We start from the raw sequence: 20,223 nt of genomic DNA on the forward strand, positions 1-20,223 counted from the left end.
CACGGCACCCTTCGGGTGCCCTCGGAGAGGGAGGTGCCCCGGACCTCTACGACTGAAGTGCGTTCTGAGCATCGACGGCGCGGCGCACGTCGAGCAGATGGTGGCGCAGCTCGTGCAGCGTGTGCACGGCGAGCCAGCGCAGGGAGCGTTCCGCGCGCTCGGGGAAGCTGTAGACCAGCGTGCGGTCCCAGCCGGCGGGCGACAGCTTCCCCAGCACATGCCCGAACATCAGCGCGCCGTCGCGCAGCTGCCGTGCGACATCGGCGGGCTGCTGCTCGGCGTAGCCGTCGTGCTCGACCCGCTCGTCACGCCCCATGGGCTCGGCGACCGGCGTGTTCGTACGGAGCGCGGCCAGCGCCCGCTCCCGCTGCACGAACAGCACGTCGCGGACGTGGCAGGCGTACTCCAGCGGCGACCACACCTGCGGCGCCGGCCGCCGCCTCAGCACCGCGGCGTCCGCCCGCAGCAGCGGCCCGTACGCGTCCGCGGCGTCCAGGGCGAGCTGCGGCACCGAGGGGGCCAGGGAGAGGTCGTACTCGAAACCGCATTCCGCGCACGTCGTCATGCGGGCACGCTATCAACGCCGTCGCTAGCATGGGCGGATGCCGTCGCAACGGAGCGAACCCTCGGGGTGGCAGCTGCTCGCGCCGCTCGTGGACCTGGTGACCCCCATGGCGGTCAGAGTGGCCGCCACCCTGCGCCTGGCCGACCTGATCGCCGCCGGTGCCGAGCAGGTGGACGAGCTGGCGGAGCGCAGCGGTACCGACGCCGACGCGCTGGGCCGGCTGCTGCGCCACCTCGCCCGCCACGGGATGTTCGAGGAGGTCTCCCCGGGGCGGTTCGTCCTCGACGAACGGGCCGAGCTGCTGCGCTCGGACCATCCCTCGGATATGCGGACCTGGTTCGACCTGGACGGTTTCGGCGGCCGGATGGACCTGGTGTTCACCGGGCTGCTGCACACCGTCCGCACCGGCCGGCCCGCTTGGGAGGAGGTCTTCGGCGCGCCCTTCTGGGACCATCTCGCCGCCGACCCCGCCCTCGCGGCCTCCTTCGACGCGACGATGGCGCGCTCGCTGCGCAGAACGGCGGCCGCCGACTACGACTGGTCCGGGGTGAAGCACGTCGTCGACGTCGGCGGGGGCACCGGGGCGCTGCTGGCCGAGGTGCTCGGCGCGCATCCCGGTCTGCGCGGCACCCTGGTCGACCTGCCGGAGACCGTCGTCCGCGCACGCCGGTTCCTGGGCGAGCACGGCCTGGCGGAGCGGTGCGCGTTCGCCGGGCAGAGCTTCTTCGACCCGCTGCCCGCCGGCGGCGACGTGTACGTGCTCAGCGCCGTGATCCACGACTGGGCCGACGAGCCGGCCGTCGCCGTGCTGCGCCGGTGCGCCGAGGCCGCGGGCCGGGACGGCCGGGTCCTCCTCGTCGAGACGCACGGCAGGGCCGGCGACGACGCGGCCATGTTCGCCGAGATGGACCTGCGCATGCTGGTGATCTCCGGTGGACGCGAGCGCAGCACCGAGGAGTACACGGCGCTCGCCGCGGCGGCCGGGCTGGCCCCGGCCGAGGCCCGCACGACAGCGTCGGGGCACCTGCTGATGGATCTCCGGGCAGCCTGAGTCGGCCGGACCGCAGAGGGGGACCACGTGAGCGACGCCGACCCGGGCCTGTTCGGCCCCGACTCGGTGACCTGGCAGATGCACGGAGACCCCATGATGTGGGTCGCCGGCGTCCGCGCGCTCTATCTCCAGGCCCTGCACCCGCGCGCGGTGCGGGGCGTCCTGCAGAACAGCGACTTCCGGCGCGACGCCTGGGGACGCCTGCGGCGCACGGCGCACTTCGTCGGTACGACGACGTACGGCACCCGTGAGGCCGCCGAGCGGGCCGGTGAACGCGTCCGGGGCATCCACCGCCGGCTCACGGCCACCGACCCGGCCACGGGCGAGCGGTACCGGATCGACGACCCCGAGCTGCTGCTGTGGGTGCACTGCGCCGAGATCGACTCCTATCTGCACGTGCTGTGGCGCTCCGGCTTCCCGCTCACCGACACCGCCGCGGACCGCTACCTCGCCGAACACCGCGTCAGCGCCCGCCTGGTCGGCCTCGACCCCGACGCCGTGCCCGCCGGCCGGGCGCAGCTCGCCGCCTACTTCGAGCAGGTCCGACCGCACCTGGCCGCCACACCCGAGGCACGCGTCGTCGACGACTTCCTGCTGCGCCCACCGACGCGCCCCCTGCTCGTCCCGGCGCGCGAGGTGCTGTGGCGGCGTGTGGCGCAGCTGGCGTACGCCTCCCTGCCGCCGTACGCCCACGCGCTGTACGGCAGAGCGGCCCCGCCGCCCGCCGCCGTGACCCGGCGACTGCGGGCGACCGGCGCCCTGCTGCGCCGCATCCCCGCGGGTGTGCGCTGGCAGCTGCCGCCCAAACACATCCTGCGCGCGGTCGCCCGGCTCGGCCCGGACGCCCGCCCGGCACCGTACAAAGCAGGGCGATAGCCCGCCGTACTGGGCAGGCCAGGGGCGCGGGACCGGGCCCAGGCCATCCGGACGCCTGTCCGCCCGCACCGACGAGGCCCGCTGTCCGAACGCTGTCTGCGGCGACTCGGACGGCGCGCCGAGGCGGCCGCAGCACACGGGTACGAGGCGAGGTGAATGGGTCGCACGCCCGGGGATACCCGGGCGAAACGGTGAAGCCGTACATCGTCCGCACGACCTGCCGAGGAGGCTCTGATGGCGGACCTCAGCCCCATCGACCTGCAGAAGGCACTCAGCGGGATGGACTACCCCACGGACAAGAAGCACCTGGTGGAGGTCGCCCGCAAGAACAAGGCGGACGACAAGATCGTGAGCCGTCTCGACGGCCTCAAGGAGGACCACTTCGACGGCCCGAACGAGGTGCAGAAGGCGGTCTTCAACTCCTAGACGTCCGCATCCCCGGCGCGTCCCCGACCGCGTAGGCTCGGCGGATGGACAAGTCCACCGTCGCGCTTCGGACAGAAGCGGCCGAGGGCGCGCCGGCCCTGCTGCTGCGTGCCTGGGCGCCGCGCGACATACCGCAGCTGGTCGAGGCCCACCGGGACGCGGAACTGCGCCGCTGGATCACCACGCTCGTGCACGACGAGGAGAGCGCCGCCCGCTGGGTGCAGGACCAGCGCAGCGGCTGGGACAGCGGCGAGCGCATCGCCTTCGCCGTCGTCGAGCCGGCCGCGGCCGACGGCGGTGAGACCGTGGTGGGACATGTCGTCCTCAAGAGGACCGGCACCGCCACCAGTGCCGAGGTCGGTTACTGGACCGCCGCCGCTGCCCGGGGCCGTGCCGTGGCCCCCCGGGCCCTGCGCGCCCTCACCGACTGGGCCTTCACCGTCCTGGACCTGACGCGCCTGGACCTGCTGCACCGGACGGACAACGCCGCCTCCTGCCGGGTGGCGGAGAAGGCCGGGTACAGGCTCGAGGCCGTGCTGCCCGCGGCTCCGCCGGCGTTCCCGGAGACGGGCCACCTGCACACCCGGGCCGCCGAACCGCCCGCCCCCTAGTCCGCCGACACCGACCAGCCCTTCGCCTCGATCCGTGCCGCGTCCGCCGGCCGGCGTTCGTCGAAGAGCGGGCCGTCGGCCGTCTCCACGCGCAGTGCGTCGACGTACGCCCCCCGGCCGACGTAGAGCCGGTCGGTGCGGTAGCGCCAGCGCAGGGTCAGCGACCGGGCGGGCGGCAGGGGCGCTGTGAGCCGGTGCCAGGTGCGCTCCGACCAGCCGGTGACCGTACCGGCCGGGTGCTCCTCTTTCCGGCCGTCGGCGCCGGCGGCCGTGGCGAACGGCACCGGTTGCCAGGTGGCGCCGCCGTCGGGGGACGCCTCCAGCGCCAGCACGTCCGCCTGCGGTTCGGTGTCCCACCACAGCGCGCAGGTCAGCCGCGAGCCGTCCGCCCATGTGTCCAGCGGCGGCAGCGTGAGCGTGGCGGAGGCAGCGCTCGCCATCCCGGAGAACCAGGCGGTACGGCCCTGCCGCGGGCGGACCGGCACGGCGCGCGCCAGGTTGTTCCCTGCGGCGACCCGCGGCGCCGAGCCGGAGCGCCAAGTGCGTACCGGATGGACCGAGTTGCCGAGCACGACGAGGAAGGAGTCGGTCGTCGGGTCCAGGACCAGCGACGTACCGGTGAAGCCGGTGTGGCCGGCCGTGCGCGGGGTGGCCATCGCGCCCATGTACCAGTGCTGGTAGAGCTCGAACCCCAGCCCGTGCTCGTCCCCGGGGAAGGCGGTGTTGAAGTCCGTGAACATCAGCTCCACGGACCGTGGACGCAGGATGCGGGCCCGGCCGTAGCAGCCGCCGTTGAGCAGCGTGCGCGCGAGCACGGCCAGGTCCCAGGCGCAGGAGAACACCCCGGCGTGGCCGGCGACCCCGCCCAGGCTGTAGGCGTTCTCGTCGTGCACCTCGCCCCACACCATCCCCCGGTCGAGACCCGACCACGGTCTGCGGGCGTCCTCGGTGGCGGCGATCCGGGGTCTCCAGGAGGCGGGCGGGTTGTAGCGGGTGCGGGTCAGGCCGAGCGGGCCGGCGATCTCCTCCTCAACCAGCGTGTCCAGCGGGCTCCCGGTGATCCTCTCCAGGACGAGCTGCAGGGAGATCAGGTTCAGGTCGGAGTAGAGGTAGGCCGTGCCCGGCGGGTTCAGCGGCGCCTCGTTGTAGATCAGCCGCAGCTTCTCCTCCCGCGACGGCGCGTTGTACAGCGGTATCCAGGCACGGAAGCCCGACGTGTGGGTGAGGAGCTGGCGGATCGTCATGTCCTGTTTGCCCGCGGCCCCGAACTCCGGCACGTACGAGGCGACCGGCGCCTCGAGCCGCAGCGCGCCGCGCTCGATCTGCTGCACGGCCAGTAGCGAGGTGAACAGCTTGGACACCGACGCCAGGTCGAACACGGTGTCGCGGGTCATGGGGATCTGCTGCTCGGGCGGGAGTTCGGCGCCGGTGTCGGTCTTCTCGTCGTAGGCCCGGTAGCGCACCGCCATGCCGATCGGCTCGTGCAGCGCGACGGTGCCACCGCGCCCGGCGAGCAGCACCGCGCCCGCGTACCAGGGATGCTTGGGGGAGGGGTCGAGGAAGGCCCGCGCGTCGGTGACCAGCCGGCGCAGATGCCCGTCGAGCAGTCCGGCGCGCTCGGCCGGGCCGTGCCGCAGCGTGGGCCCGCCGCCGCGTGGCCCGGCGGCCGCCGCCGGACCGGCCGAAAACGGCACCACGGCCAGGGCGCCGCCCAACGCCGCTGCCGCCGAACCGAGTTGACGTCGCGTCAGTCCGCCCACCGCTGCCTCCCGCGCAACCCCTGAAAGTATCTTTCCGCGACCGTGGAGCGGATGAAACTTTCCCGTCAGTCCTGTGGCCGTGTCAACGGGCGTGCAGCGCAGGGAAACTGACGGAGGGACGGAAAAAGCCGCTATGCGTGGTCGCCGGCGTCGCGGGAGCAGGCGGGGACCGCGCTGCCGTCGCCGGGATCCGTCGCCTCGTCGACCAGCTCGACGCAGCACACTCCCGCGTGGGGTTCCAGCACCGCCGTGGTGCGCCGGTGCCCGGAAGCGGTGAGGTATCCGCTCAGGAAGGCGTGGTTCATCCCGCACACCAGCTCCGGCGCCTGCGCGGCCACCGGGTGGAACGGGCAGTTGTACAGCACGGTACGGCCGCCGCCGTCGTCGGCGGGCTCGAACCCGAGGGACTCGAGGAACGCGGCCACATCCCCTCCGCGCGCCTCGGTGCCCAGCGACGCGCCGCGCTCCCGGGCGATGCGCAGCGCCGCCTCGTGCGCGCTCTCGCCCGGCCGCACCGCGGTCACCGCCTCGGTCAGCAGGGACGCCAGCAGTTCGTGCCGGCGCGGCGGCAGGGTGATCTCCAGCGTCTGTGTGCTGGGCTCGTAGACCTTCGGGGCGCGCCCCACGCGACGCGGACCGTGGCCCCCGTGCCGGGCCTGCAGCAGCCCGGCGTCGACGAGCTTGTCCAGATGGAAGGCGGCCAGCTTGCGGGAGATCCCGACCGCCGCCGACGCCTCCTCCCGGGTGACCGGACGCCGGGCCCGCCGCACGAAGTCGAACAGCCGCCGCCGCGACTCGTCGCCCAGGACGGCGAGCGCGGCCACGGAATCGGTGGTGGTCGTGGCCGAGGTGCCCGCGGGGGAGGAATCGAACGTCACGCGCCCACGGTAACTCCGTGACCGCGGGTTGACGCCGGACTTGACCCGTGCACTGAATAAGACCAACAATCGTTGGTGAAATACCCCACAGGTGAGGTGCAGGTATGACCGCGAACACTGATCTTCGTCAGGCCAAGCAGCCGGTCAGCGGTGCGCTGGCGGGGCCGTACGGTCACCCCTTCCACCCGATCCTGGTGACGGTGCCGATCGGCGCCTGGGTGAGCAGCCTGGTCTTCGACATCGCCTCGCACGTCGTCGACCGGCCCGCTTTCCTGGTGCGGGGCTCGATGTGGCTGATCGCCATCGGGGTGATCGGCGCGCTGGCGGCGGCCTGCGTCGGCTTCCTCGACCTGTTCGCCATCCCCACCGGCACCCCGGCCTTCCGCACGGCTCTGGTCCACATGACGCTGAACCTGTGTGTCACCGCCGCCTACGCGGGCGGCTGGGCCTGGCGGCACAGCGCCGGCACCGCCGGACAGGAGGGCGTCGGCCCCGGGCAGCTGACGCTCTCCGCCGTCGCGCTCGCCGCCCTCGGTCTGTCCGGGTATCTCGGCGGAAAACTCGCCTACCGCTACGGCGTGCGGGTCGCCGACGAGGCCACGCAGGCCGACGGCTACCGCACCCCGTCATCGTCCTGACGCACTCTGGAGATCGCCCATGGACATCGCCGCTCTCGTCGCCTGGATCGTCACCGCCCTCGGCGGTTTCGTCCTGCTCGGCCGCTGGATCGCCCGCGGCGGCCTGCGCCCCACGCAGCAGGCGGCGCCGACCCGCCTGCCCGCGCCCGTCGTCTTCGGCCACTTCCTGCTCGCCGCGGCCGGCCTGGTGGTGTGGATCGTCTACCTCGTCGCCGACAAGAGCGCCCTGGCGTGGACGTCCTTCGGGGTGCTCGTGGCGGTCGCCCTGCTCGGCTTCACCCTGTTCGGCCGCTGGCTGCCGGTGTACCAGGGTACGTCGGGTGAGACGGCGCCCCCCGAGCGTCACCTGCCCGTCCCCGTGGTCGCCGCCCACGGCCTCCTCGGCGCCACGACCCTGGTACTGGTGCTGCTGGCCGCACTGGGCGTCGGCGGCAGCTGAGGCACCGCGTGACGCGGTCGGCGCCCGGGAGGCGGACCCCGGGCGCCGGCCGCGTCACCCCTTCTCGCCCACCCTGACCACCCGCAGCACCGGAGAGGTGAGGATGTCCTTCTCGCAGAAGCGGGAGGTCACCCACTGCCCTGCCGAGAACAGCCGCGTCTGGTCGCTGAAGTGCGGCGAGTCCGGATTCGAGGACTGGGAGTACGTCAGCAGGGTGCGGGCCACCGGGCACCGCGAGCCGTCCCAGCCCACCGCCTGGAGGTAACTGGAGCCGTGGGCCACCTCGGTGTAGCCGCCGCCGGCCGCGTTCCATACCGGCTCGGCCTTGTTCCACACGCCGAGCGACTCCGTGCCCCCGGGCACCGGGATGCGCTGCCCGCCGCGCACCACGAACTGGTGCTCGCCCAGCGGGGAGTCCAGCGGGATGCCGGCCGCCCGCAGCTCGGCCACCGCGTCCGCGAGGGCCGTGGCGAACGCCGGGCTGTCCGTGTTCAGCGTGTTCGGCGTACCCACCGGGTCGGCAGGCGAGAACGGCACCTTCCACAGCCGCGCGGCCGGCAGCCTGCGCCACAGCCGGTCGAAGAGCAGCGCCCCGCGGCTGGAGGTGTTCACGGTGTGATCCCACGCCGCGAGCACCCCGCACGCCTCCCGCACGTCGACGGCCCCGCCGTCGCTGCCGGTGGCCGTGGAGCCCGGCAGCGCGGCACACGCCTTCGCCGCGTCCGCCGCGGCCAGGTCGCCCGCGGGCACCCGGTCGGCGAACTGCTGCGCCTGCAGGTCCCGCACGGTCAGATGCCCGCGCGCCGCCATCGCCGCCACGTCCTCGAGCGCACCCCGGGTGCGCAGCGAGCGCGCGGTGCCGACGGTGCCGAAGATCCGCTCGTAACCGGTCAGCGGCCGCTCCGCGTTGGCCAGCCAGGCGCTGTCGTTGGAGTTCTCCGCGTACGGCGCGTCCTTGAGCACCGGCATCCGCGCGGGCCCGAACACGCCGGGCTGTACGGCGTCGGGGTCGCTGCCGAGCGCGCAGTCACCGCGCGAGCCGTCCAGGACCGCCAGGCCCGACGCCGGATAGGTGGCCCGGCCCAGCGGGGTCAGGCAGCGCTGCGCCAGGTCGTCGGTGACGCGCGGCAGTACCTGCGACTGGGTGTACAGGCTGTGGCCGCGGGAGTCGGCGGCGATCGTGTTCACCCACGGCAGGCCCTGGGTGCGGCGCAGCGCGGCGAGTACGTCGTGGGTGGAGCGGGCGGTGCCGAAGCCGAGGGCGGTGTCGGCGCCGCGCAGGTTGACCGCGTTGGGGTCGCCCACGGCGTACGCCGTCGTGGCCGTCCAGGGCAGCGGCAGCGAGGCGCCGAGGGAGGTGGTGACGGGGCCGTAACGGGTCCACCACTGGGTGCGGGTCACCGGCGCGCCGTTGTTCACCGCGACCGTGACGGTCCGCCGCGTCATGCGCTCCCGTCCGCCGTCGACCAGGTAGACCGTCGGGTCGGCCGGGTCCAGCGTCAGCTGGTGCAGGTCCAGGGTGACGCCGGTGGCGACCGTGTGGCTCCAGGCGACGTACGCGGTGTGGCCGATGGAGATCGTCGGCGAGCCGAGCAGCGAGCCGCCGGCCACGTTCAGCACGCCGGGGATGGTCTGCTGGGACTGCCAGAAGCGGCGGCCGCCCTGCCAGGGGTAGTGCGGGTTGCCCAGCAGCAGGCCGCGGCCGTTCGCCGTGGTCGCGCCGCTGAACGCCACCGCGTTGGACCCCATGTCCGCGGAGTCGGTGGCGAGCAGCGCCCGTGCGGCCCGCGCGACGTCCCCCGCGTCGGGCGCCTGCGCGCCGGAGGACCCCGCCACCGGCGGCTGCGCGGCCGTGATGCCGTCGATCGCCCGGCCCTCACCGCCGAGCACGGCGAGCGCGTAGGAGCGCGCGGCCACGTCCAGCGCGGTCACCGGGCGCACCCAGGCTGCGTTCCGGCAGGCCGGGTCGGTGATCCGGTGCTGCGCCAGCCAGGCGTTGTACCCGGCGGCGAAGCCCCGCATCAGCTCCTTGGCGTCACGGCTCGGCCCGGCCGGCACCGGCTGCCGCAGCAGCTTCTCCACCGTGCCCGCCTCCCGTACGCCGCGGAAGTACAGGTCGCTGGAGAGATTGGCGCCGGCCGAGGACAGCGAGCCGTCGGTCGCCGCGTCGGCGCCGAAGTACCGCGAGCGCTCGCCCCGCACGGTCACGAAACCGTCGGCCAGCGTGCAGACCTGGTCGGCGGCCTGCGCCCAGCCGGTGCCGAAGCCGAGGCCGGCGTAGGAGCGGGCCAGGATGTGCGGGATGCCGTACTCGGTGTACCGGATGACGGCGGACAGACCGCCGTGCGCGGGACGGTCCTCGCGGACCGGCCGCTCGGCGGCTGCCGCCGGCAGCGCGGACGCGGCGGTGAGCAGGGCCGCGGCCGCGACGGCGGCTCGTCTCAGGCGGGTGCGCATCGTGCCTCCCAACATCGTCGGGGGAAGGAGCGGCCGAGCGTACCAGTCGGTATGTCCGGTTGGCAGCAGGTGTGTTGAAGGGTTCGGTCGCATCGCGGGGGACGGCGCCGTGCGGTGCCGGATGCCGCGCGGGCCGGGCCGGGTCCCCCGGACCGCGCACGTGTCTTGACCGCCCCGGCACGTGCGTCGAGGATCATGAGGCATGACGCCCGGACACGGCAGCACCGTCGACGGCGTGCTGCGCCGCAGCGCCCGCCGCACCCCCGCGCGCGTCGCCGTCACCTACGGCGAGCGCTCCTGGACGTACGAGGAACTCGACGACGCCGTCTCCCGCGCGGCGGGCCTGCTGCGGGGCGAGGGCCTCTCCCCGGGCGACCGGGTCGCCGCCTACGGCCACAACTCCGACGCCTACCTCATCGCCTTCCTCGCCTGCGCCCGCGCCGGCCTGGTGCACGTGCCCGTCAACCAGCACCTCAAAGGCGACGACCTCGCCTACCTCGTCCACCAGTCGGGCAGTGCGCTGGTGCTCACCGACCCCGCCCTCGCCGGTCACCTGCCGGACGGCGTGACGACCCTGCCGTTGCGGGACGCGGACGACGCGCTGCTCGACCGGCTGCCCGCGACCGCGCCGTACGACGGGCCGGAACCGCGCGGTGAGGACCTGGTCCAGCTGCTGTACACCTCCGGCACCACCGCCCTGCCCAAGGGCGCGATGATGACCCACCGCGCACTGGTCCACGAGTACCTGAGCGCCATCACCGCCCTCGACCTGAGCGCCGGTGACCGCCCGGTCCACTCGCTGCCGCTGTACCACTCGGCGCAGATGCACGTCTTCCTGCTGCCCTACCTCGCCGTCGGCGCCACCAACGTCATCCTCGACGCCCCGGACGGGGAGCGGCTGTTCGACCTCATCGAGACGGGCCGCTGCGACAGCCTCTTCGCGCCGCCCACGGTGTGGATCGCCCTGGCGAACCGCCCCGACTTCACCACCCGTGACCTCGACGGGCTGCGCAAGGCCTACTACGGCGCCTCCATCATGCCGGTGCCCGTGCTGGAGCGGCTGCGCGGCCGGCTGCCGCACCTGGCCTTCTACAACTGCTTCGGGCAGAGCGAGATCGGCCCGCTGGCGACCGTACTGGGACCCGACGAGCACGAGGGGCGCATGGACTCCTGCGGCCGGCCCGTGCTGTTCGTGGACGCGCGGGTGGTCGACGAGGACGGCAAGGACGTGCCGGCCGGCACGCCCGGTGAAATCGTCTACCGTTCCCCGCAGTTGTGCGAGGGGTACTGGGACAAGCCCGAGGAGAGCGCCGAGGCCTTCCGCGACGGCTGGTTCCACTCCGGCGACCTCGCGGTACGCGACGCCGACGGCTACTTCACGATCGTCGACCGGGTCAAGGACGTCATCAACTCCGGTGGCGTGCTGGTCGCCTCCCGCCAGGTCGAGGACGCCCTGTACACACACGAGGCCGTCGCCGAGGCCGCGGTGGTGGGGCTGCCAGACGAGCGCTGGATCGAGGCGGTCACCGCGGTCGTCGTCGCGCGCGGCGAGGTGACCGAGGCCCAGCTCATCGCCCACGCCCGGGAGAAGCTCGCCGCGTTCAAGGCGCCCAAGCGGGTCGTCTTCGTCGACGCGCTGCCGCGCAACGCCAGCGGGAAGATCCTCAAACGGGAGCTGCGGGACCGGCTCAAGGACGGGTGAGGCGGCTCAGCGCAGCGCCGTCTCCACCAGCCGCCGGATCTCCTCGGCGCACACCGCGCCGCCGCTCACCAGCCGGTCGAAGACCAGGCCGTCCACGCAGGTCAGCAGCGTCAGCGTGCGTTCCTCGGCGTCCGTGTGCCCGTGCGCCGCGACGAAGGCGCGCACCAGGTCGCGGCCCGCGTTCTCGCGCGGCCGCAGGATCTCCCTCAGCTCCGGGTGCCGCACGCTCTCCAGCGCGCACGCGTAGCGCGCGAGGGAGCGGCGTCGCCCCTCCCCGGTGAGCCGGCGTTCGGTGAGGGCGGCGATCCCGGCGACCAGGTCGTCCGCGGTCCGCGGCTTCGGCGTCGCCGCCCCGGCCGCCTGCAGCTCCGCCTGGTCGAGCGCCACCAGCCGCCTGACCAGCCCGGTCAGCAACGCCTGCCGGGTGCGGAAGTACGCCGATGTCGTCCCGGAGGGCAGGCCCGCCGCCCCGTCGACGGCGCGATGGGTCAGCCCGCGGATCCCGGCGTCGGCCAGGACGCCGATGGCCGCGTCGGCGAGCACGGTGCGTCGGTCGGTGGTCACCGGTCCTTTCTACACCCCGGCTTCTACAGCTGTAGAGGGCGGGCGTACGCTGCTGCGGTCTTCTACAGATGTAGAAGGCCGGCGACGGGGAAGACGAGGAAAGGGGGCGGCATGCGCGGAGGTGCGGTGGTCGTGGGAGGGGGCATCGGTGGGCTGGCGGCCGCGATCGGACTGCGCCGGACCGGCTGGGAGGTGACCGTCGTCGAACGCGCGCCGGTCCTCGCGGACGTCGGCGCCGGTATCTCCCTGCACGCCAACGGTCTGCGCGCGCTGGACGCGCTCGGCGCCGGCGCGGCGGTCAGGGCGGCCGCGCGGCCCGTGCACACGGGCGGCACCCGCACCCCCGACGGCCGCTGGCTGACCCGGCTGGACGGCGCCGCGCTGGCCCGCGCCGTGGGGGACCCGATCCACGGCATCACCCGGGCCGACCTGCACCGGCTGCTGCGCGAGACACTGCCCGCCGACCGGCTGCACGTCGGCACGCAGGCCACCGGCATCGACCGTACCGACCCCGCCCGGCCGCGGGTGCTGCTCGCGGACGGTGCCCTGGAGGCCGACCTGGTGGTGGCCGCCGATGGCGTCAACAGCCGGCTGCGTGCGCAGCTCCTGCCCGGTCATCCGGGGCCGGTGCACAGCGGCTCCACCGTCCTGCGGGCGCTCACCGAGGGGCCGCTCGCCGTGCCCACCGACTTCTGTCTGACCTGGGGCCCCGGTGCGGAGTTCGGCCACCTCGCCCTGGCGGACGGCCGCGCGGAGTGGTTCGCGGTGCTGGGCGCGCCGCCGGGCATCCGGTACGCCGACGCCCTGGCCGCCGTACGGGAACGGTTCGCCGGCTGGCACGACCCGATCCCTGAGCTGCTGGCGGCCACCCGCCCGCAGGACGTCCTGCACCACGACATCCACGAACTGGCCACGCCCCTGCCCACGTTCACGTCCGGCCGGGTGGCGATGCTCGGCGACGCCGCCCACGCCATGACCACCAACCTCGGTCAGGGCGCCTGCCAGGCCCTGGAGGACGCGGTGGTGCTGGCCGCCGCCCTGGCCGCCGAGCCGTCCGTCGAGGCGGCCCTCGTCCGCTACGACGCCGAGCGCCGCCCGCGCAGCGCCGGGGTCGCCCGCGCCGCGCGCCAGGCCGGCCGCATGGGCCACCAGCTCACCCACCCGCTGGCCGTCGGCCTGCGCAACACCGCCGTACGGCTCACTCCGCCCGCCGTGATGCTGCGCGGCCTGCTGCGGCACGCGGACTGGACGCCGCCCGCGCTGACATGACGGCGGACCGCGATCGCTGACGTGACGGCGGACCGCAACGCGTCGAACGCCGGCGGGACCCGCCGGCGCCGGCCTGCACGAATGTGCGGCCCGCGCACATACGTCGCCCCGGCCCGCGCGTACGTGGCCCCGCGGATGCGTGGCCCGCGGGACGTTCGGGCCGTAAGCACCGTGCGAACAATTGCGCGGCCCTTCGACGCCTCCCCGCGCGGCTTTGCGGCACCGTCGATGCCGGGCTGCCCGGCTGTGCGCACGGCTGCGGGGCCGCGCGACGGCCCGCCAGCCCCTTCTCGCCCGCGCGACTGCCGGGCCCCCGCTGCTCGCTCGCGCGCCCGCGCGGCACCGGGGCCCGCCGGGGTGACCGCGCGACTCCTCGTCGCCGCGCACCCGCTGCGGTCCCTCGGCGCTCGCCGCGCGGCTGCCCGCGCAGACCCGCCGAGCCCGTCTCAGCGCGGGCGCAGGTCGACGATCCGGCGGATCTTGCCGACCGAGCGTTCCAGGGACTCCGGGTCGACGATCTCGACTCCGACCGAGACCCCGATGCCGTCCTTGACGGCCGTCGCGATGGACCGGGCGGCGGCCTCACGGGCCTCGGGGCCGGCGTCGGGGCGGGCCTCGGCGCGGACGGTGAGGGCGTCCATACGGCCCTCGCGGGTCAGCCGCAGCTGGAAGTGCGGCGCGATGCCCGGTGTACGCAGCACGATCTCCTCGATCTGGGTCGGGAAGAGGTTCACGCCGCGCAGGATCACCATGTCGTCGCTGCGGCCGGTGATCTTCTGCATCCGCCGGAACACGCGGGCCGTGCCCGGCAGCAGCCGGGTCAGATCGCGGGTGCGGTAACGGACGATCGGCATGGCCTCCTTGGTGAGCGAGGTGAAGACCAGCTCGCCCTCCTCCCCGTCCGGCAGCACCTCGCCGGTGATCGGGTCGACGACCTCCGGGTAGAAGTGGTCCTCCCAGATGTGCAGGCCGTCCTTGGTCTCCACGCACTCCTGCGCCACGCCGGGCCCGATCACCTCCGACAGTCCGTAGATGTCGACGGCGTCGATGCCGAACCGCTCCTCGATCTCCCGGCGCATCTCCTCCGTCCACGGCTCGGCGCCGAAGACGCCCACCTCCAGCGACGTGGAACGCGGGTCGACGCCCTGCCGCTCGAACTCGTCGAGCAGGGTGAGCATGTACGACGGCGTCACCATGATGATCCGGGGCCCGAGGTCCTGGATCAGCTGCACCTGGCGGGCGGTCATCCCGCCGGAGGCGGGGACGACCGTACAGCCGAGGCGCTCGGCGCCGTAGTGGGCGCCCAGGCCGCCGGTGAACAGGCCGTAGCCGTAGGCGATGTGCACGATGTCGCCGGGGCGGCCGCCCGCCGCGCGGATCGAGCGGGCCACCATGTCCGCCCACAGCGACAGGTCGCCGTCGGTGTAGCCGACGACCGTGGGGCGGCCGGTGGTGCCGCTGGAGGCGTGCAGCCGGCGGACCCGGTCCCGGGGGACGGCGAACAGCCCGAAGGGGTAGTTCTCGCGCAGGTCGGACTTGACGGTGAACGGGAACCTCGCGAGGTCCTCCAGCGAGCGGCAGTCCTCCGGATGCACGCCCGCCTTGTCGAAGGCCTCCCGGTAGAACGGCACGTTCGTGTACGCGTGCCGCAGCGACGACCGCAGCCGCTCCAGCTGCAGCGCGCGCAGGGCGTCCCGGTCGAGCCGTTCCCCCGAGTCCAGCAGGTCCGCCGTCGCATCCGCCATCGGGACTTCTCCCTCACCAACCATGCCAATCCGGGCGACCGATCATTCGGTCGAGGTGCTGTGGATCAGTAATCCAGGCGACCGCGGAGCAGGCAAGAGGGAAGGGCGCACTTTTTCGACTCGGTCCCGGAAATCCCTTGCGGTCACGGGTACGACGACCGATGCTCTCGATCATGCCGACCTTCACCGCCGCCGACGGCACCGAGCTGGCGTACCACCAGCGCGGTACGGGCGACCCCCTCGTCGTCCTGCCCGGCGGCCCCATGCGGGCCTCCGCCTACCTCGGGGACCTGGGCGGCCTCGCCCGGCACCGCCGCCTGATCCTGCTGGACCTGCGCGGCACCGGCGACTCGGCGGCACCGGCCGACCCGGCGACGTACCGCTGCGACCGGCTGGTGGACGACGTCGAGGCGCTGCGGGTCCACCTCGGCCTGGACCGGATGGACCTGCTCGGGCACTCGGCGGGCGGCAGCCTCGCCGCCCTCTACGCGGCCCGCCACCCGCACCGGACGGCCCGGCTCGCGCTCGTCACCACCGCCCTGCGGCCGCTCGGGCTGCGGGCGAGCCCGCAGGACCGGCTGACAGCGGCCCGGCTGCGGCAGGGCCGGCCGGGCTTCGAGGACGCCTTCGCCGCGCTGCGGGCCTGGCTGGCGGGGGAGCGGGAGTACGGTCTCGACGTCGCGCCCTTCTTCTACGGCCGCTGGGACGACGCCGCCCGGGCGCACGCGGAGTCCGAGGAAGCGCAGACCAACGACGACGCGGCCGACCGCTACTTCGACCCGGAGGCATTCGACCCGCCGGAGACCCGGGCCGCGCTGTCCGCGCTGAGTGCCCCGGTGCTGTTCCTCGCCGGGGAGCTGGACGGCGGCCCCAGCCCGGCCCTGGCCCGGCGCGCCGCCGAATCCTTCCCGCAGGCGGAGGTCGCCGTCCAACCGGGCGCCGGGCACTACCCGTGGCTCGACGACCCCGAGTGGTTCGTACGGCGCGTGACGGCGTTCCTCGACACGGCGGCGTAGGCCCTCGTCGGGCCGGACAGCGCGGCGCCGGTCACCACCCGCGGCGTACCGCTCCGCGCCCCACCGCCGACAGCAGGGAGCCGATCGTGGCGCCGACGGCCAGGTTCACCGCGGCGGTGCCGATGTGGGCGCCGGTGCTCGCGGCCGTGGTGAAGGGCAGCACGACGGCCGCCGCCGTGCCCGCCGTGACCAGCCAGGTGAACAGGCGGCCGGGGCGCGGGACGGTCAGGACGAGGACATGGACCAGACCGGTCGCGACGAGGGCTGCCACGGCCGCGCCCGCCGCCGGCATCCTCGTGGAGGCGCTCTCCATCACGTCGTCGCCCCGGGGCACGAACAGCGCCACCCCCAGCACCCCGCGCACGACCAGCAGTGCCGCGACGGCCGCGAGCCCGGCGACCCCGGCCGCCATCACCCCGCCCGCCCACAGCCGCCCGGCGTTGAGGCCGGGCGCGCGCCGCGCGGGCGGGGCGGCGGCGGTGGAGGCCGGGGTCCGCGGCGGTGACGGTGAGGCGGTGGCGGCGGGTGCCGCGTGCGGGGACGAGACAGCGGTGGCGGGGACCGCCTGGGCCGCGTGCGGGGAGTCCTGGGCCGCCCGGGGGGCGTTCTCGGGCGGGTCGGGTGTCTCCATGCGTGACCTCCTGCCGTGCTGCTGCCGGGCCTTCGCTGCCCTCAGTCAAGAGCCCCGGCGCCCCGGCCGCATGTCGGGGCGGTCCGGCAGGTCACGGTTCACCCGGACGGGCTCAGCCCGGCCGGCGCCCCGACCGGCTCTCAGCCCAGCCGCTTCAGCAGCTCGGCCGCGAGCGGCGCGGAGGAGGCCGGGTTCTGGCCGGTGACCAGGGTGCGGTCGGTCACCACGTGCGGCGCCCACGGCTCGGCCGCCTCCACCCGCACGCCCGCCTCGGTGAGCCGGTCCTGCAGCAGCCACTTCACCTGGTCGGCGAGGCCGCCCTGGATCTCCTCGGCGTTGGTGAAGGCGGCGACCCGGTAGCCGGCGAAGGCGTTGCCGCCGTCCGACGAACGGGCCGCCAGCAGTGCGGCCGGGCCGTGGCAGACCACGCCGAGCGGCGTGCCGGCGGCCAGCGCCTCGGTCAGCAGCCGGCCGGAGCCGGCGTCGACCGCCAGGTCCTCCATGGGGCCGTGACCGCCCGGATAGAAGACGGCGGCATAGTCGCCGAGGGTGACGTCCTCCAGGCGCACCGGCCGCCGCAGCTCGGCCATCGCGTCCAGCGCGGCGGCGATCCGGTCGGCGTTGTCCTGGCCGCCGTTGACCTCGGCCGCGAGGCTGGCCTTGTCGACGGGCGGCACCACACCGCCGGGCGTGGCGACGACGATCTCGTGTCCGGCGGCCTTGAACGCCTCGTACGGGGCGACGGCCTCCTCCGCCCAGAAACCGGTCGGGTGCTGGGTGCCGTCGGCGAGCGTCAGCCGGTCGGCGCCGGTCATCACAAAGAGGATCTTCGACATGGGTCTCTTCCGTGAGGTTTCGTGAGCAGCGACTGTCACGGTCGACCGTAGGGCGACCAGCCATAGGAATCCAATGAACATCTCCATGGCTGCCATTGGTCTGCCTATGGCTCGGCCGGTCTTCGGCCCCGTACATTCGACGGGTGACCGACCAGCTCGACCTCAACCAGTTGCGCACCTTCCTCGCCGTGTACCGCTCCGGCTCCTTCACGGGCGCCGCCCAGCTGCTGGGCCTGTCCCAGCCCACGGTCACCACGCAGATGCGCGCCCTGGAGCGGCAGACCGGGCGCGAGCTGTTCGAGCGCGGCCCGCGCGGCGTCGTGCCGACCGCCGTCGCCGACGAACTCGCCGCCCGGATCGCCACTCCGCTGGACGAGCTGGCGACCGTGGCCGGCCCCGACCCGGCCGCCGGCGACCGCCGCGCCCCCGTGCACCTCGCCGGGCCCGCCGAGTTGCTGTGCAGCCGCGCCCTGCCCGCGCTGGCACCGCTGGTCTGCGACGGCGTACGGCTGCGCGTGAGCCCCGGCCTGACCGACGCGCTGCTCGACGAACTGCGCGCCGGCCGCCACGACCTGGTCATCGCCACCGCCCGCCCGCGCGGCCGGGCCCTGACCTCCGTGCCGCTGACCGACGAGGAGTTCGTGCTCGTCGCGGCCCCCGTCTGGGCCGACGCCCTCAAGGAACGGCTCGCCGTCGAGGGCCCCGCCGTGCTGCACACCGTCCCGCTCGTCAGCTACGCCGAGGACCTGCCGATCGCCCGCCGCTACTGGCGCCATGTCTTCGGCCGCCGGCTGTCGTGCACGGCGGCCGTCACGGTGCCGGATCTGCGCGGGGTGCTCGCCGCGGTGGAGGCGGGCGCCGGGTTCACCGTGCTGCCCCGCTACCTGTGCCTGGACCAGCTGGCCCGCGGCACCCTCGTCCCGCTGCACGAACCCGACGACCCACCCATCAACACCGGCTTCCTGGTGCAGCGCCCAGGCGTCGGCGACAACCCGGACGTCGCCCGGGTGCGCGAGGTGCTGCTGCGGGCCGCGCGCGGCTGGTAGGCACCGGCGCGGCGGTGTCCCACCGCCCCGACCGGGGTTCGGCCCCCGGTGTCCCACCGCCCCGAGGGGGTACTGGGGCACTCGCAGGCGTCCCCGTCCGTCCGAGGGGAGGAGCCGCCATGACCTCTCGAACCGTCCGGGTGCCCGTCGACGCCGCCCGGCTGACCGGGGATCTCGTCGTGCCGGACGGCGCCCGGGCCGTGGTGCTGTTCGCGCACGGCAGCGGCAGCTCCCGGCACAGCCCGCGCAACCGCATGGTCGCCGAGCGGCTGCGCGAGGCCGCCCTCGCCACTCTCCTCGTCGATCTGCTCACCGAGGACGAGGACGAGCGCGACCGGATCACCGCCGAGCACCGTTTCGACATCCCACTGCTCGGCGCGCGGCTCGCGGCCGCCCTCGACTGGCTCGGCCGGGAGGCGGCCACCCGGGAGCTGCCCGTCGCGCTGTTCGGCGCCAGCACGGGCGCCGCGGCGGCGCTGGTCGCGGCGGCGCGGCGGCCCGATCGGGTCCTCACGGTCGTCTCCCGCGGCGGCCGCCCCGATCTGGCGGGCGACGCGTTGGGCGCCGTACGCGCGCCGGTCCTGCTGCTGGTCGGCGGCCGGGACAGGGAGGTGCTGCGGCTCAACGAGGCCGCCGCGCGCGAGCTGGGCGGCCCGCACACGCTGCACGTCGTGCCCGGCGCCACGCATCTCTTCGAGGAACCCGGCACCCTGGAGGAGGTCGCCGACACGGCCCGGCAGTGGTGCGTCGACGTCCTGGACGCCGCCGGGGGCGCCCAGGACGGATGAGGACGGCGGGTCTCAGGGCAGCGGTGTCCCGCCCGTCGCGTTGACGATCTCCGCGGTGATGTACGACGCCTCCTGCGAGGCGAGGAACACATACGCGGGCGCCATCTCGGCGGGCTGTGCGGGCCGCCCGATCGGTGCCTGCTTGCCGAACTCGGCCGTGTCCGGCAGCGTCGCCGGGATCAGCGGCGTCCACACCGGCCCCGGTGCCACGGCGTTGACCCGGATGCCCCGGTCGATCAGCATCTGCGCGAGGCCCTGCGTGAAGGTGACGATCGCGCCCTTGGTCATCGCGTAGTCCAGCAGATGCGGGCTGGGCTTGTACGCCTGCACCGAGGCGCTGTTGATGACGCTGCCGCCCTCGGGGATGTGCGGCACGGCGAACTTCGTCAGCCAGAACATGCCGTACAGGTTGGTGCGCATGACCCGGTCGAACTGCTCGGTCGAGACCGCCTCGATGCCGTCCGGCTGGGACATCTGGTAGGCGGCATTGTTCACCAGGACGTCGATCCGGCCGAACTCCTGCACCGCCCGGTCGACCAGCGCCCGGCAGGTGTCCTCCTCGCGGATGTCCGCCGGCACCGCGACCACCCGGCGGCCCGCCTCCTGGACCAGCCGGGCGGTCTCGGCCGCCTCCTCCTTCTCGCTGTCCAGGTGCGTGAACAGCACGTCGGCGCCCTCGCGGGCGAACGCCAGGGCGACGGCCCGGCCGATTCCGGAGTCGCCGCCGGTGATCACCGCCTTGCGGTCCGTCAGCCGTCCGCTGCCCCGGTAGGACTCCTCACCGTGGTCGGGCGGCGGGTCCATGGGGCCCGTCCAGCCGGGATGCGGCTGGTCCTGGGCGGGGAAGTCGGGCTGCGGGTGCTGCTCGGCGGGGTGCTGGGGTTCGTTCACGGTTCGCCTTTCTCCGTGTTCCTCACGGTCTTCG

At 74.4% G+C, this 20,223-nt stretch carries 20 protein-coding genes; 11 read left to right on the top strand and 9 right to left on the bottom strand.

All coding sequences use genetic code 11. The features are described 5' to 3' along the window. Positions 1 to 46 precede the first annotated feature (46 nt). The gene (locus ACF1GV_RS28345; RefSeq protein WP_391685930.1) at positions 47 to 565 is read right to left on the bottom strand and encodes a DinB family protein; all 519 of its coding nucleotides are present in this window, start codon (positions 563 to 565) and stop codon (positions 47 to 49) included. Between the two features lie 37 nt (positions 566 to 602). Between ACF1GV_RS28345 and ACF1GV_RS28350 the strand changes: the two genes are divergently transcribed. From ACF1GV_RS28350 to ACF1GV_RS28365, 4 genes are all read left to right on the top strand, one after another. After that, positions 603 to 1,616, top strand: a complete 1,014-nt coding sequence (locus ACF1GV_RS28350; protein WP_391685932.1) for a methyltransferase — start codon at positions 603 to 605, stop codon at positions 1,614 to 1,616. A gap of 78 nt (positions 1,617 to 1,694) precedes the next feature. Then, positions 1,695 to 2,492, top strand: coding sequence for an oxygenase MpaB family protein (locus ACF1GV_RS28355; protein ID WP_391686428.1), 798 nt, complete (start codon positions 1,695 to 1,697; stop codon positions 2,490 to 2,492). Between the two features lie 234 nt (positions 2,493 to 2,726). Next, a complete protein-coding gene (locus ACF1GV_RS28360) occupies positions 2,727 to 2,918 on the top strand; it encodes a DUF2795 domain-containing protein (protein ID WP_103784522.1) in 192 nt (63 codons plus the stop codon). A gap of 44 nt (positions 2,919 to 2,962) precedes the next feature. Further along, positions 2,963 to 3,529, top strand: coding sequence for a GNAT family N-acetyltransferase (locus tag ACF1GV_RS28365; RefSeq protein WP_391685934.1), 567 nt, complete (start codon positions 2,963 to 2,965; stop codon positions 3,527 to 3,529). Here the strand turns inward: ACF1GV_RS28365 and ACF1GV_RS28370 are convergent. Beyond that, a complete protein-coding gene (locus ACF1GV_RS28370) occupies positions 3,526 to 5,289 on the bottom strand; it encodes a serine hydrolase (protein WP_391685936.1) in 1,764 nt (587 codons plus the stop codon). The two genes, ACF1GV_RS28365 and ACF1GV_RS28370, sit on opposite strands and share 4 nt — an antisense overlap. A gap of 131 nt (positions 5,290 to 5,420) precedes the next feature. Beyond that, positions 5,421 to 6,167, bottom strand: a complete 747-nt coding sequence (locus tag ACF1GV_RS28375; RefSeq protein ID WP_391685938.1) for a helix-turn-helix transcriptional regulator — start codon at positions 6,165 to 6,167, stop codon at positions 5,421 to 5,423. A 104-nt stretch (positions 6,168 to 6,271) separates the two neighbouring features. On the opposite strand from ACF1GV_RS28375, the gene ACF1GV_RS28380 reads away from it, so the two are divergent. Then, complete coding sequence (locus ACF1GV_RS28380; RefSeq protein WP_363263812.1) at positions 6,272 to 6,805, top strand: DUF2231 domain-containing protein; 534 nt, start codon at positions 6,272 to 6,274, stop codon at positions 6,803 to 6,805. Positions 6,806 to 6,824: 19 nt separating this feature from the next. Next, the gene (locus ACF1GV_RS28385) at positions 6,825 to 7,244 is read left to right on the top strand and encodes a hypothetical protein (RefSeq protein ID WP_391685940.1); all 420 of its coding nucleotides are present in this window, start codon (positions 6,825 to 6,827) and stop codon (positions 7,242 to 7,244) included. 54 nt (positions 7,245 to 7,298) lie between these two features. Here the strand turns inward: ACF1GV_RS28385 and ACF1GV_RS28390 are convergent, their stop codons facing one another. After that, on the bottom strand, positions 7,299 to 9,701 hold the full coding sequence (locus ACF1GV_RS28390; RefSeq protein ID WP_391685942.1) for a penicillin acylase family protein: 2,403 nt from the start codon (positions 9,699 to 9,701) through the stop codon (positions 7,299 to 7,301). A gap of 202 nt (positions 9,702 to 9,903) precedes the next feature. Here ACF1GV_RS28390 and ACF1GV_RS28395 point away from each other — a divergent pair, with 202 nt between their 5' ends. Beyond that, the gene (locus tag ACF1GV_RS28395; RefSeq protein WP_391685944.1) at positions 9,904 to 11,403 is read left to right on the top strand and encodes an acyl-CoA synthetase; all 1,500 of its coding nucleotides are present in this window, start codon (positions 9,904 to 9,906) and stop codon (positions 11,401 to 11,403) included. A gap of 6 nt (positions 11,404 to 11,409) precedes the next feature. Here the strand turns inward: ACF1GV_RS28395 and ACF1GV_RS28400 are convergent, their stop codons facing one another. Continuing rightward, positions 11,410 to 11,967, bottom strand: coding sequence for a TetR/AcrR family transcriptional regulator (locus ACF1GV_RS28400; RefSeq protein WP_391685946.1), 558 nt, complete (start codon positions 11,965 to 11,967; stop codon positions 11,410 to 11,412). Positions 11,968 to 12,078: 111 nt separating this feature from the next. Between ACF1GV_RS28400 and ACF1GV_RS28405 the strand changes: the two genes are divergently transcribed. Beyond that, positions 12,079 to 13,236 (top strand): FAD-dependent monooxygenase, encoded by a 1,158-nt coding sequence (locus tag ACF1GV_RS28405; RefSeq protein WP_391685948.1) that lies wholly within the window; start codon positions 12,079 to 12,081, stop codon positions 13,234 to 13,236. Positions 13,237 to 13,682: 446 nt separating this feature from the next. Here ACF1GV_RS28405 and paaK read toward each other — a convergent pair whose 3' ends face one another. Further along, entirely contained in the window at positions 13,683 to 14,981 is a 1,299-nt protein-coding gene (gene paaK / locus ACF1GV_RS28410) for a phenylacetate--CoA ligase PaaK (RefSeq protein WP_391685950.1), read from the bottom strand. 173 nt (positions 14,982 to 15,154) lie between these two features. Here paaK and ACF1GV_RS28415 point away from each other — a divergent pair, with 173 nt between their 5' ends. Then, positions 15,155 to 15,997: an alpha/beta fold hydrolase gene (locus tag ACF1GV_RS28415; protein ID WP_391685952.1), complete on the top strand. Its 843-nt coding sequence runs from the start codon at positions 15,155 to 15,157 to the stop codon at positions 15,995 to 15,997. 31 nt (positions 15,998 to 16,028) lie between these two features. On the opposite strand, the gene ACF1GV_RS28420 is transcribed toward ACF1GV_RS28415, so the two are convergent. Together ACF1GV_RS28420 and ACF1GV_RS28425 are read right to left on the bottom strand one after the other, a co-directional pair. Continuing rightward, positions 16,029 to 16,628 (bottom strand): DUF6069 family protein, encoded by a 600-nt coding sequence (locus tag ACF1GV_RS28420; protein WP_391685954.1) that lies wholly within the window; start codon positions 16,626 to 16,628, stop codon positions 16,029 to 16,031. Between the two features lie 140 nt (positions 16,629 to 16,768). Continuing rightward, on the bottom strand, positions 16,769 to 17,464 hold the full coding sequence (locus ACF1GV_RS28425; RefSeq protein WP_391685956.1) for a type 1 glutamine amidotransferase domain-containing protein: 696 nt from the start codon (positions 17,462 to 17,464) through the stop codon (positions 16,769 to 16,771). A 143-nt stretch (positions 17,465 to 17,607) separates the two neighbouring features. Between ACF1GV_RS28425 and ACF1GV_RS28430 the strand changes: the two genes are divergently transcribed. Continuing rightward, a complete protein-coding gene (locus tag ACF1GV_RS28430; RefSeq protein ID WP_391685958.1) occupies positions 17,608 to 18,510 on the top strand; it encodes a LysR family transcriptional regulator in 903 nt (300 codons plus the stop codon). A gap of 119 nt (positions 18,511 to 18,629) precedes the next feature. Further along, positions 18,630 to 19,298 carry a dienelactone hydrolase family protein gene (locus ACF1GV_RS28435; RefSeq protein ID WP_391685960.1) on the top strand — a complete coding sequence of 223 codons (669 nt, stop codon included), beginning with the start codon at positions 18,630 to 18,632 and terminating at the stop codon, positions 19,296 to 19,298. Between the two features lie 12 nt (positions 19,299 to 19,310). Here ACF1GV_RS28435 and ACF1GV_RS28440 read toward each other — a convergent pair whose 3' ends face one another. Further along, positions 19,311 to 20,189 (bottom strand): SDR family oxidoreductase, encoded by an 879-nt coding sequence (locus ACF1GV_RS28440; RefSeq protein WP_391685962.1) that lies wholly within the window; start codon positions 20,187 to 20,189, stop codon positions 19,311 to 19,313. Positions 20,190 to 20,223: the final 34 nt, after the last annotated feature.

It is taken from the genome of Streptomyces sp. NPDC014006, assembly GCF_043088925.1.
Lineage (GTDB): Bacteria > Actinomycetota > Actinomycetes > Streptomycetales > Streptomycetaceae > Streptomyces.

Excerpts from the sequence above, each read along its gene's own strand:
- ACF1GV_RS28345 (WP_391685930.1), bottom strand. The coding sequence starts at position 565 with ATGACGACGTGCGCGGAATGCGGTTTCGAGTACGACCTCTCCCTGGCC.
- ACF1GV_RS28350 (WP_391685932.1), top strand. The coding sequence starts at position 603 with ATGCCGTCGCAACGGAGCGAACCCTCGGGGTGGCAGCTGCTCGCGCCG.
- ACF1GV_RS28355 (WP_391686428.1), top strand. The coding sequence starts at position 1,695 with ATGCACGGAGACCCCATGATGTGGGTCGCCGGCGTCCGCGCGCTCTAT.
- ACF1GV_RS28360 (WP_103784522.1), top strand. The coding sequence starts at position 2,727 with ATGGCGGACCTCAGCCCCATCGACCTGCAGAAGGCACTCAGCGGGATG.
- ACF1GV_RS28365 (WP_391685934.1), top strand. The coding sequence starts at position 2,963 with ATGGACAAGTCCACCGTCGCGCTTCGGACAGAAGCGGCCGAGGGCGCG.
- ACF1GV_RS28380 (WP_363263812.1), top strand. The coding sequence starts at position 6,272 with ATGACCGCGAACACTGATCTTCGTCAGGCCAAGCAGCCGGTCAGCGGT.
- ACF1GV_RS28385 (WP_391685940.1), top strand. The coding sequence starts at position 6,825 with ATGGACATCGCCGCTCTCGTCGCCTGGATCGTCACCGCCCTCGGCGGT.
- ACF1GV_RS28390 (WP_391685942.1), bottom strand. The coding sequence starts at position 9,701 with ATGCGCACCCGCCTGAGACGAGCCGCCGTCGCGGCCGCGGCCCTGCTC.
- ACF1GV_RS28395 (WP_391685944.1), top strand. The coding sequence starts at position 9,904 with ATGACGCCCGGACACGGCAGCACCGTCGACGGCGTGCTGCGCCGCAGC.
- ACF1GV_RS28405 (WP_391685948.1), top strand. The coding sequence starts at position 12,079 with ATGCGCGGAGGTGCGGTGGTCGTGGGAGGGGGCATCGGTGGGCTGGCG.
- paaK (WP_391685950.1), bottom strand. The coding sequence starts at position 14,981 with ATGGCGGATGCGACGGCGGACCTGCTGGACTCGGGGGAACGGCTCGAC.
- ACF1GV_RS28415 (WP_391685952.1), top strand. The coding sequence starts at position 15,155 with ATGCCGACCTTCACCGCCGCCGACGGCACCGAGCTGGCGTACCACCAG.
- ACF1GV_RS28420 (WP_391685954.1), bottom strand. The coding sequence starts at position 16,628 with ATGGAGACACCCGACCCGCCCGAGAACGCCCCCCGGGCGGCCCAGGAC.
- ACF1GV_RS28425 (WP_391685956.1), bottom strand. The coding sequence starts at position 17,464 with ATGTCGAAGATCCTCTTTGTGATGACCGGCGCCGACCGGCTGACGCTC.
- ACF1GV_RS28435 (WP_391685960.1), top strand. The coding sequence starts at position 18,630 with ATGACCTCTCGAACCGTCCGGGTGCCCGTCGACGCCGCCCGGCTGACC.